Source organism: Pseudonocardia sp. UM4_GMWB1 (genome assembly GCF_017312155.1).
GTDB lineage: Bacteria > Actinomycetota > Actinomycetes > Mycobacteriales > Pseudonocardiaceae > Pseudonocardia > Pseudonocardia alni.
Genome location: NZ_QJPN01000001.1, coordinates 2,294,234 through 2,305,223, shown reverse-complemented (window position 1 = coordinate 2,305,223; position 10,990 = coordinate 2,294,234). Strand labels below are relative to the sequence as shown.

Genomic DNA, 10,990 nt, shown 5'->3' with positions numbered 1-10,990 from the left:
CGGCCTCAGCCGCGCCAGCGCCGCTCGTAGCGCTCGCGGGCCGCGTCCCGATTCCCCGCGTCGGCCTGCTCCCGCACGGCGGCCGCGTGCCCGACCGGGTACCCGGCCTTCGCGACGCGGTGCTCGGCGGACTCGTACATGTAGGCCACCGAGTAGAAGTAGCCGAGGATCGCCCCGGCCAGCACCGACAGCGCCCGGACGTACACGGGGCCGGGGATGAGCAGGAACAGCAGCACCCCGACCGGCAGCAGCTGGACGGTGGTGCGGACGAGGTGACGCAGCTGCCAGGTCCGGGTCGTGACGTCGTGCAGCACCCAGCCGCGGTGCCGGGCGGGCAGCCCGGCACCGTAGACGTAGGCCAGCCACCGCAACGGGTTCGGCCGCTCGTTCACAGTTGGTCCCCCAATTCTTGGTGCACCAACAATGTACGATGTCCGTCATGGCGAGCGCATCCCCGGACGAGGGTGACACGCGTGACGGTGACACGACCGACGGCGCCCCGGGCGGGGACCTGCTGCGGCTCGACCGTCAGGTCTGCTTCGCCCTCGCCGTCGCGGCCCGCAACGTCATCGCGCTCTACCGGCCGCTGCTCGAGCCGATGGGCCTGACCCACCCGCAGTACCTGGTGATGCTCGCGCTGTGGGAGCGCTCCCCCCGCTCGCTGGGTGAGCTGGCCCGCGCGCTCGCCCTCGACCCGGGCACGCTGTCGCCGCTGCTCAAACGACTGGAGGCGGCCGGACTGGTCGACCGCCGCCGGGTCCCCGGCGACGAACGGACGATGGCGGTCTCCCTCACCGTCGCGGGCCGGGCGCTGCGCGCGCGGGCCGAGGCGATCCCGCCGGCCGTCGTGGAGCGGCTCGGGATGCCGCTGGCCGAGCTGGAGGAGCTGCGGGCGGTGCTGGACCGGGTGATCGACGCGTCGCGGAGCTGACCGCGACGGCGGTGCCCGTACGGTCGGGGGGTGTTGATGAACGCAGGCAACGCCGTCCTGCTCCTGGTCGATCTGCAGGAGCGCCTGGTCCCCGCGATGCACGACGGCGAGCGGGTCGTCGCCCGGGCCGCCCGGCTCGCCGAGGCCGCGACCCTGCTCGAGGTCCCCGTGCTGGCCACCGAACAGGTCCCGGAGAAGCTGGGCCCGACCGTCGAGCGGCTCGCCGGGCTGCCGCACCTGGTGATGCCCAAGACCCGCTTCGCCGCCGACGACGACGTGCTGTTCCCGCCCGGCCGCGGCGAGATCGTCGTCGCCGGGGTGGAGGCACACGTCTGCGTGCTGCAGACCGTGCTGGAGCTGCTCGCCGACGACCGCCGGGTGGCGCTCGTCGCCGACGCGGTCGGCTCACGGTTCGTCGAGGACGAGCAGCTGGCGCTGCAGCGTGCCCGCGCGGCCGGGGCCGAGATCGTCACCTCGGAGATGGTGCTGTTCGAGTGGCTGCGCGACGCCACGCACCCGCGCTTCCGCGAGGTCCAGAAGCTGCTGAAGTAGGCCCGGTCACCCGTCGCGGGACTGCAGGTGGGCCGGGTCGGGGTCGGGCAGGGGCACATCGGCCCGCCCGGCGATCAGCGGCTCGACGGCGGCGAAGAACGGCGGCGCCGCGACGGTCCCGCCGAACGCGCCGTGTCCGCAGTCGCCCAGGTGCACGGGGTCCCCGGGGCAGATCTCGGACGGGTCCGGGCCGTCGGCGAACACCATCGAGGACCCGGCGACGCCGTCGATGCCCCCGGTGCCCCCGACGAACGCGACCGACTCCGAGGAGTTGGTCGTACCCGTCTTGCCGATCGTCGGCCGCGTCCAGCCCGCGGCCCGCGCCGCGGCCGCCGAGGTACCGGACACGGTGTCCCCTCCCAGCCCGGCGGACAGGGTGTGCGCGATCCCGGGGGCGACGGCCTGCTCGCAGGTGGGCCGGTTCACCGGCATCGCGGCGCCGTTCCGGTCGGTCACCGACAGCACGGCGTCCGGGGCGCACCACACGCCGTCGCTCTGGACGGTCGCGGCCACGTTCGCCATCTCCAGGGGGGACACCGGGCTGACCCCGAGGGTGAACGACGGCAGGTCGGCGAACGAGGTCGACTGCGGCTGGGAGATCCGCGCGTCCGGCGACGACGGGTCCGGCGTCCCGCCCGCCGCGTTCGACGCCAGGGTGTCGCGCAGTCCGAGCCGGCGCGCCATGTCGACGACGTTCGCGATGCCGGTGCGCTCCTCCAGGTCGACGAACGCGGTGTTCGGCGAGGTCGCGAGCGCGACGGGCAGCGGGATCGGGTCCGGGTAGTCCGGCGTGTCGTTGCTGACGGGGTAGCAGCTGCTCCCGGCGCCGGGGAAGCACGCCGAGGCCGGGTCGGGCAGCGTGCTGTCGTAGCCGACGGTGCCCGCCTCCAGCGCCGCGGCGGTGGTGAAGATCTTGAAGGTGGACCCGGCGCCGAAGACGTTCGACGGCGCGGCGACGAGGTCGCGGGTGGTGTCGCCGGCCGCGGCGTCGGTGCCGGGCCGCCGGTTGGCGACCATGGCGAGGATCTGGTGGTCGCCGGTGGCGGCGTCGCCGTGGCCGGGCCGGATCAGCGCCAGGGTATCGGCGACGCCGTCCTGGGTGCGCGGCACGTTCGTGTCGACCGCCTGCTGCGCCGACGCCGTCGCGGCCGGGTCGAGGGTGGTGCGGATCGTGTACCCGCCGGTGTCGAGCTGCTGCTCGGTGAACCCGGCCCGCTCCAGCTCGGACACCGCGTACTCGCAGAGGAACCCGGCGCCGTCGGTGGCGCCGTAGCAGTTGTGCCCGGGGACCTGTGGCCCGCCGGCGCGCACCCCGAGCGGCGCGGCGGTGGCCTCGGCGGCCTGGGCGGGGGTGAGCGACCCGGCGTCGCGCATGGCCGCGATCACGGTGTTGCGCCGGTCGGTCGCGGCCTGCGGGTGGCGGAACGGGTCGAACAGGGTGGGGTTGTTGACCGCGCCCGCGAGCAGCGCGGCCTGCGGGACCGTGAGGTGTGCGGCGTCGGTGCCGAACCAGGCGCGCGCGGCGGCCTCGACGCCGTAGACGTTGCCGGTGAACTCGACGGTGTTGAGGTACCCGGCGAGCACGTCCTGCTTGGACGTGCCGTGCGCCAGGCGCTGGGCGAGCACCGCCTCGCGGATCTTGCGGGTCGGGGTGTCGGCGTGGTCGGCCCGCTGGGCGGCGGGGTCGTCGCGGTCGACGACGTCGACCAGCCAGTTCTTCACGTACTGCTGGGTGATGGTGGAGCCACCCTGCACGGCGCCGCCCGCGGCGTCGGTGACCAGCGCGCGCAGGGTGCCGACGGGGTCCACACCGGACTCGTCGAAGAACCGGCGGTCCTCGACGTCGACGATCGCGGCGGTCATCGACGGGGCGATCCGGTCGTAGGACACGGGGATCCGGTACTGCTCGTCGAGGTAGGCGATCGGGGTGCCGTCGCGGTCGGTGAGGACGGTCGCGGCCGGCAGTGTCGCGGCGTCGGGGAGGTCCCCGGTGGCGCCGTCCGGGACGGTGGACGCGACCGCGGCGAGGCCGGCCGCGGCCGGTGCGGCGCAACCGGCGAGCACCAGTCCCCCGACCAGCACCGCCGCGCCGAGCCGCCGCGCGGTCCGGCCGTCGCCCCGGGCGCGCCACGGCCGTCCCGCGGCCGCGGACGCCCCGCCCCGGCGACGGCCCCGCTCCCAGGTACTCCCGTGCCCACCCCGGGCGTGACGCCGGAGGCGGGCCGCCCCCGGGATCCGGTCGAACCACTGCCGTGCCGTCGCGCGTTCCCCCACGGCGACGATTGTGCGTCGCAACGCTGAGGGGCGCCTGAGACCCGCCCGCGCGAGTCGCTGAGAGTCAGCCGGTCAGGGCATCGAGCGCGGCCCGGGCCTGCTCGCGGAACCGCTCGACGTTGCCCAGCTTGACGTCCTCGTAACCGCGCACCAGCTCCGCGGTCCCGGCGACCTCGACCACCGCCTCGACGGTGTCGGGGACCAGGTGGTCGAGCGCCGCGCGGACCAGCGTCTGGTACTCCCCCACCAGCTCACGCTCCACGCGGCGGACTCCGGCCCGGCCGAACACGTCCAGCGGGGTGCCACGCAGCCTCCGGGCCGCGCGCAGTGCCCGGAACGCGGGTGCGGCCAGCCGTCCGTCGAGGGCGATCTTGCGGTTCATCCCCAGCGCGCGCAGCACCGGCGGGTGCAGCATCACCGACACCCGGGCGTCGGGCCCGAACGCGGCGTCGCGGCGGGCGGTCTCCACCGGGTCCAGGTGCAGCCGGGCGACCTCGTACTCGTCCTTGTAGGCCATGAGCCGGTGCAGGCCACGGGCGTAGGCGGCGCCGACGCGCTCCCCGGCCGCGTCCCCGGCCCGCGCGGCGGCGATGGCCGCGACCCGGCGGACCTCCTCGGCGTAGCGGTGGGCGTAGGCGGCGTCCTGGTAGCCCGTGAGGTCGGCGATCCGGGTGGCGAGCAGGTCGGCGAACCCGGTGCCCGCGGCGACCGAGCGGGCCAGCGCCGCGGACGCCTCGTCGACGGCGACCGGGGCCGCCTGCGGCGTGACGAGCGCGCTGCGCACGGCGGCGGCGTCGATCGCGGCGGCCCGGCCCCAGCGGAACGCCGTCAGCGTGATCTCCACGGCCGCGCCGTTGACCCGGATCGCCTCCTCCAGCGCGTCGGCCGACACCGGGAGCACCCCGTGCTGGTAGGCGGCACCGAGCAGCAGCATGTTGGTCGGGAGGTGGTCGTCGAACAGCGCCTCGGACAGTGTCTGGGCGTCGACGGCGAGCAGGTCCCGGGTGACCGCGCCGATCCGCTCGACGGCGTCGTCGGTGGAGCCGGGCAGCACGACCCGGCCGGTGACCATGGCCGCGGTCGGCACGAGCGAGGTGTTGACGACGGCGACGGTGTGCCCGGGCCGGGCGACCGCGAGTGTCGCGTCGGAGGCGGTGCCGACGAGGTCCATCCCGATCAGCACGTCCGCGGTGCCGCGGGAGGCGCGCAGGATCCCGTGGTGTGGCTGCTTGGAGATCCGGACGTCGGAGACGACCGGGCCGCCCTTCTGCGCGAGCCCGACCTGCTCCAGCCCGGCGGCGAAGAGCCCGTCGAGGTGGGCGGCCATCTGCAGGATCGCCGAGGCGGTGACGACGCCGGTGCCGCCGATGCCGGGCATCCGGATCAGGGTCGCGTCCGGGTCGACCCGCGGCTCGGGGGCGACGAGCGTGACCGGCAGCGCCGGGATCTCCCGGCGGGGCCGGGTGCCGGGCACCACGGTGAGGAACGACGGGCAGTCGCCCTTGAGGCAGGAGTAGTCGGTGTTGCAGGACGCCTGGTGGATGGCGGTCCTGCGACCGAACTCGGTCTCCACCGGCAGTACCGACAGGCAGGTGGACGCCTCGCCGCAGTCACCGCAGCCCTCGCAGACCCGCTCGTTGATCAGCACTTTCTCGGCCGGGGCCGGCAGCTTCCCGCGCTTGCGCAGGCGGCGCTCCTCGGCGGCACAGCGGTCGTCGTGGATCAGGACGGTGACGCCGTCGAGGGCCTTCAGCTCCTCCTCGACCGCGGAGAGCTCGTCGCGGTGACGCACGCTCGCGATCGGGTCGAGGGCGATGCCGCGGTAGTCCCGCGGGCTGTCGGTGGTGACGACGATCCGGCGCACGCCCTCCAGTGCGAGCGAGCGCGTGATGTCGGGGACGTTCATCCGGCCCTCGGCGCGCTGCCCGCCGGTCATGGCGACGGCGTCGTTGTAGAGCAGCTTGTAGGTCATGGTGACCCCGGCGGCGACGGCGGCGCGGATCGCGAGCGAGCCGGAGTGGTGGAAGGTGCCGTCGCCGAGGTTCTGGACGAGGGTGCGGTCGTCGGTGAACGGGGCCAGGCCGATCCACTGGGCCCCTTCGCCGCCCATCTGGGTCAGCCCGATCTGGTGGCCGCGGTGCTCGCCGTCGAGGGCGATCATCGCGTGGCAGCCGATCCCGGCCCCGACGAGCGTGTCGTCGCCGGTGCGGGTGGAGGTGTTGTGCGGGCACCCGGAGCAGAAGTACGGCGTCCGGTTCCCGAGCAGGTCCAGCCCGATCCGCGACGGCCTGGGCGGTGCGAGGCGCTCCAGGTGCGCGGTCGCCGCGGCGGGGAGGATCCGCCCGGCGGCGGTGAGCCGGGCGGCGAGGGCACGGGCGACGTCCTCGGCGCCGAGCTGGCCGCGGGCGGACAGCAGCGGACGGCCGCGCTCGTCGCGACGGCCGGTGACCGTGGGCCGGTGGTCGCGCCCGTAGAGCGCGTCGCGCAGGTGGCCCTCCAGGAACGGCACCTTGTCCTCGACGACGAGCACCTCCGCGCAGCCCGCGACGAGCCCGGCGAGCGCGTCGGCGTCGACCGGGAACGGCATGGCGAGGCGGATCAGGCGTACGCCGAGCGCGTCGAGCTCGGCCTCGCCCAGGCCCAGGTCCTCGCACGCCCGCAGCACGGTGGCGTAGCCGGTCCCCGAGGCGAGCACGGCGAGGTGCGGGTCGCGGGAGGTGAAGGTGACGCGGTTGAGCCCGGTCTCGCGGGCGTACTGGCGGGCCAGGTCGAGCCTGCGGGTCAGCTGGTCGTGCTCGGCCTCGACGGCGGCGGGCCCGACGAGCGGGCCGGACTGCGCGCGGTCGGTGGCGGGCGGGGCGGGGACGCCGACCAGTTCCGGGCGCAGCGCGCCGAGGTCGACGGTGCAGGACGCGTCGGCGACGTCGGCGATGATCTTCAGGCCGGTCCAGAGGCCGGTGGCCCGGGACAGCGCCACGGCGTGCAGCCCGAACTCGATCACCTCGGACACCGAGCCGGGCGCGAGCAGCGGCATCGCCAGTGACTGCGCCATCGGCTCGCAGGAGCTGGGCACGGTGGAGGACTTGCAGGACGGGTCGTCCCCGATGATGGCGACGGCGCCGCCGAGCCGGGCGGTGCCGGCCAGGCTGCCGTGCCGGATCGCGTCGGCGGCCCGGTCGAGGCCGGGGTTCTTGCCGTACCACCAGCCGACGACGCCCTCGTGGCGGCGGCCGGGGACGGCGTCGAGCAGCTGGGTGCCCGCGACGGCGGTGGCGGCGAGCTCCTCGTTGAGCCCGGGCCGAAACACCACGCGCTCGGCGTCGAGGTGGGCACGGGCGCGCCCGAGCTCGGCGTCGAAGGTGCCGAGCGGGGAGCCCTGGTAGCCGGAGACGAACGAGGCGGTGTCGAACCCGCGGGCGGTGTCGAGGCGGGCCTGCTCGAGCACGAGGCGGACCAGCGCCTGGATCCCGCTCATCGGGGCCCGACCGTGGGCGGCGAGGTACTTGTCGTCCAGCACGGTCATTCTCGGCTCCTCGGCGAGTCGGGCGGCGCGTCCGCACCAGGACAGCGCGACGACGGCCCCGACACAATGCCTGCGGTGGTGATCGCCGCGGATACGCAACAGATACCGTCGACGATCCACGAGAACGTGGATCCGTTGCGCTGGAGGTGCCGTGCCCGAGCCCGAGGTCGACGACCTGGACCACGCGATCCTGCGGTTGCTGCACGAGGACGCACGCCGCACCTACGCCGACATGGCCGAGCGGGTCGGGCTGTCCACCGCCGCGACCAAGCGCCGGGTCGACCGGATGCGTGAGTCCGGGGTGATCACCGGGTTCACCGTGCAGGTCGACCACGCCAGACTGGGCTGGCCGGTCGAGGCGTTCAGCGAGATCCGCTATGCCGGCACCGCGAGCGTCTCGGAGATCGTCGACTCGGCGTCGCGCCAGCCGGAGGTGCAGGCGGTCTACACCCTGGCCGGTGACCTCGACGCCCTGGTGCAGGTCCGGGTCCGCGATCTCGCGCACCTGCAGGAGGTGATCGACCGGCTGCGGCGCAACGGCACGGTCACCGGGACCCGGACGCTGATGGTGCTGGGCCGCTGGACCCGCACCTGATCATTTGCTTACCGCAACGATCGGGTCGATCATGATCGGGTGCTCGTCCTCTGCAGTGTCACCGGTTCCCCCTCGCACGGCCGGGCCGTGCTCCCCTTCGCCCGCGCGCTGGGCGACGCGGGCCACCGGGTCGTGGTGGCGTGCCCGCCCGACGTCGCGGGGGTGTTCGACGGTGCGCCGGTCGTCGTCGAGCCGGTGTTCGCGACGATGGCCGATTCCGCCGAGCACCTCGGCCCGGCCGTCGCCCGGCTCGGTGGTCCCGCCGCGCTGGCGACGCTGACCGCGACCGAGGTGACGACGGCGCTCCTGCCCACCCTGTTCGCCGGTCCGCAGGTGACGGGCTCGGCCCGGGCGCTGCTCGGGCTGGTGGAGTCGCACGGGACGCCGGACCTGGTGCTGCGCGACGGCGGCGAGACCGCGGGGTTCCTGGGGGCCGAGCACCTGGGGGTGCCGTGCGTGGCGGCGCCGTCGGGTGCGGGCAACGTCCTCTCGCCGGACGTCGTGGCCGACGCGCTGGCGGAGCGTCGCGACGAGCTCGGCTTCGCCGCCCCGGACGACCCGGCCGCGCTGCACCGGTGGGGGCGGCTGGACTGCATGCCGCCGCAGTTCTCGCTGGCGGGCCCGCAGATCGCGCCGGCGCGGGCGTTCCGCCAGGACGACCAGGTCTCCCGCGGCGAGACGCTGCCCGGCTGGGTCGGCGCGCTGCCCGGGAGCCGGCCGCTGGTCGTCGCGGGGCTGGGGACGGCGATGCCGGCGATGGCCGGGCGTGCCGAGCGCCGCGCCCCCGTCGACCCGCACGCCGCGCTGCGCACGGTGGCCGAGGCGGCGTCCCGGCTCGACGCCGAGGTGGTGCTGTCCACCGGTGGCCTCCCGGTCGACGACCTGGCGCTGCCTGCACACGTGCATCCCGCGCCGTGGGTGCCGCAGCCGCTGCTCCTGCAGGTCGCGGACCTGTTCCTGACCCACGGCGGCTACAACGGCGTCCGCGAGGCCGTGCGGCACGGCGTCCCGCTGGCGGTGCTGCCGCAGTTCGGGGACCAGGAGCACAACGCCCGCCGGATCGCCGAGCTCGGGCTGGGCGCGCACTGCACGCCCGACGCCGCCGAGATCGCCGCGACGTGCACCCGGCTCCTGGGCGACGACGACGTCCGCGCGCGGATGCGCTCGGCCCAGCGCGCGATGCTGGCGCTGCCGCCGGTGGAGGACGCCGTCGGCGTCCTGGAGGACCTGGCCGCGCGTCGGGTCCCCGCGCTCGTGGCCTGACCTGCCGGGTCAGGCGGGCGGGCCGTGCGGGACGCGCGGCCCGCAGGCGACGACGGTGCGCGCCCAGGTGCCGAACAGCACGAGCACCCCGAGCACGGTGACGATCAGGCCCGGCCCGATGTCGTCGGTGCCGGCGACCGCGGTCTGCCGCGACCACACCGCCCAGAGCCCGGTGACCGCGCCGACGCCGGTGACGGTGGCCGCGGTCCAGGCCAGCGGCCAGAGCCGGGTCAGGAGGGCGAGCACCGACGCCCCCACCGCGACGACCGCGACCACGGTGAACAGCCACGGCAGCGGCCCCATCGCGGCCCGGCCGACGAGGACCTCCCACCCGGCGCCGCGGGTGGACCAGGGCATGAGCAGGGCGGCGACGACGGCGGCGACCCCCGCCCCGGCGACGACCGAGGCGGGACCGGGGTCGATCCAGCGGTCGACCCGCCATGCGATGCGAGTGAGCTCGTCGGCGAGCTCGGGTGACGCCTGCGGGGACAGCGGGACCGGGCCGGGCGTACGCGGTGCGCTCATGCGGCTCCCTCGTCGTCACTGGTGCCGGGATGTCGGGACGGCCATTGCACCACGACGGCGCCGGCCGCGGCGCCACCGACGGGGTGGCACCGACGGGGTGGCACCGGGGGCCGGTCGGCGAGCCCGCCGCGCGCACCGCCCGGCGGTTCCGGCCGCACCGGACCGGCTGCCCCGGTCGGCACCGCTCCCCTAGGCGGCGCGCACGGCGCAGCGGCAGGGTGCGCCCTGCTGGCAACCGCAGCCGCAGGTACTCGCGCACCCGCAGGCCGAGGGCACCACACCCACCGGGGCACGTCCCGCCGCCCCGCTGCAGCAGCCGCCGTCGAGACAGCTCAGCCGCGGGACGGCCGGGAGCGGTGGTGCCGGTGCCGGGGCGGAGACGCCGAGCGCGGCGAGTACCCGGTCGGTGAGATCGGGGAGCGGGTCCGCCGGACCGACCCGCGCGAGCCGTCCGAGCCGGTCGGCGCCGTCGGCGAAGGCGCGGCAGGACGCGCACCCGGCGAGGTGGTCCTCGGCCGCCGCGCGCTCGTCGTCGCCCGCCTCACCGTCGAGACGGGCGGACAGCACCTCGCGGTAGCCCTGACAGTCCATACCGTCACTGTCGTACACGAGGCCCGTCCGGTTCCACCCGACCCCCGTCTGTGTTCCGCCCGCGCGTCCCGACACCGACGACATGCGCGGTGAGGACGTTGCGCAGCCGCCGCGAGCTCGCGGCGCTGCTGCGCGCCGACGGCTTCTCATGCGTCGACGACGCCGTGGGCGCCGACCTCTGACGCCTGCGGCGGCCGGTGTTCCCGCCGGCCCCCCTCCTCGCACCCCACGTCGCACACCTTTCTGCGACCTCGCAGCCCCTGCAGAGGGTGCGAGGTCACAGGAAGGCATGCGAGGTGCGCCGACCCCACCGGCACGACAGGACCGGATGCGACTCCCCCCAGAGAGCTCCACGCCCCGACCACCAGCCCCGAGGGACCCGCGCCAGGGACCACGAACGGACACACTCATGCCCGGCCGGGCCGGCATCACGCATCGGACCGAAAACAATCCGGAAATGAGAAATGCCCCGGACTCGACAGTCCGGGGCACATCCCATGAAGTTGAATGTCGGCGACGACCTACTCTCCCACACCCTGGCGAGTGCAGTACCATCGGCGCTGGAAGGCTTAGCTACCGGGTTCGGAATGGGACCGGGCGTTTCCCTACCGCAATGACCACCGACAACACTATCCAACTATCACCCCACCCCGAACCCGGGACAGGGGTCGAGCACACACACCGACCCACAAATCCCCCGGATCACCGGGGAAATGTGGATGGTTGTGGACTCAGG

The 10,990-nt window shown here is 75.1% G+C and carries 9 protein-coding genes and 1 rRNA gene; 4 read left to right on the top strand and 6 right to left on the bottom strand.

Annotated elements, in window-relative coordinates:
- Nucleotides 1-5: 5 nt before the first annotated feature.
- A complete protein-coding gene (locus tag DMP15_RS11210) occupies nt 6-392 on the bottom strand; it encodes a DUF5313 family protein (protein WP_073576939.1) in 387 nt (128 codons plus the stop codon).
- A gap of 47 nt (nt 393-439) precedes the next feature.
- Here DMP15_RS11210 and DMP15_RS11205 point away from each other — a divergent pair, with 47 nt between their 5' ends.
- Nucleotides 440-931, top strand: coding sequence for a MarR family winged helix-turn-helix transcriptional regulator (locus tag DMP15_RS11205; protein WP_100878242.1), 492 nt, complete (start codon nt 440-442; stop codon nt 929-931).
- Between the two features lie 36 nt (nt 932-967).
- The gene (locus tag DMP15_RS11200; protein WP_337826689.1) at nt 968-1,483 is read left to right on the top strand and encodes an isochorismatase family protein; all 516 of its coding nucleotides are present in this window, start codon (nt 968-970) and stop codon (nt 1,481-1,483) included.
- A 6-nt stretch (nt 1,484-1,489) separates the two neighbouring features.
- Here DMP15_RS11200 and DMP15_RS11195 read toward each other — a convergent pair whose 3' ends face one another.
- Nucleotides 1,490-3,757, bottom strand: coding sequence for a transglycosylase domain-containing protein (locus DMP15_RS11195; protein WP_337825837.1), 2,268 nt, complete (start codon nt 3,755-3,757; stop codon nt 1,490-1,492).
- Nucleotides 3,758-3,821: 64 nt separating this feature from the next.
- The gene (locus DMP15_RS11190) at nt 3,822-7,280 is read right to left on the bottom strand and encodes an indolepyruvate ferredoxin oxidoreductase family protein (protein WP_337825836.1); all 3,459 of its coding nucleotides are present in this window, start codon (nt 7,278-7,280) and stop codon (nt 3,822-3,824) included.
- A gap of 151 nt (nt 7,281-7,431) precedes the next feature.
- Between DMP15_RS11190 and DMP15_RS11185 the strand changes: the two genes are divergently transcribed.
- The gene (locus tag DMP15_RS11185; protein ID WP_073576942.1) at nt 7,432-7,875 is read left to right on the top strand and encodes an Lrp/AsnC family transcriptional regulator; all 444 of its coding nucleotides are present in this window, start codon (nt 7,432-7,434) and stop codon (nt 7,873-7,875) included.
- Between the two features lie 39 nt (nt 7,876-7,914).
- Nucleotides 7,915-9,138: a glycosyltransferase gene (locus DMP15_RS11180; RefSeq protein WP_337825835.1), complete on the top strand. Its 1,224-nt coding sequence runs from the start codon at nt 7,915-7,917 to the stop codon at nt 9,136-9,138.
- 9 nt (nt 9,139-9,147) lie between these two features.
- Here DMP15_RS11180 and DMP15_RS11175 read toward each other — a convergent pair whose 3' ends face one another.
- The 3 genes from DMP15_RS11175 to rrf all read right to left on the bottom strand — a co-directional run bounded on the left by DMP15_RS11175 (nt 9,148) and on the right by rrf (nt 10,879).
- Entirely contained in the window at nt 9,148-9,663 is a 516-nt protein-coding gene (locus tag DMP15_RS11175; RefSeq protein ID WP_073576944.1) for an Rv2732c family membrane protein, read from the bottom strand.
- Nucleotides 9,664-9,852: 189 nt separating this feature from the next.
- Nucleotides 9,853-10,254, bottom strand: coding sequence for a zf-HC2 domain-containing protein (locus DMP15_RS11170; protein ID WP_073576945.1), 402 nt, complete (start codon nt 10,252-10,254; stop codon nt 9,853-9,855).
- Nucleotides 10,255-10,762: 508 nt separating this feature from the next.
- Nucleotides 10,763-10,879: ribosomal RNA gene (gene rrf, locus DMP15_RS11165) — 5S ribosomal RNA — on the bottom strand.
- Between the last annotated feature and the right edge of the window lie 111 nt (nt 10,880-10,990).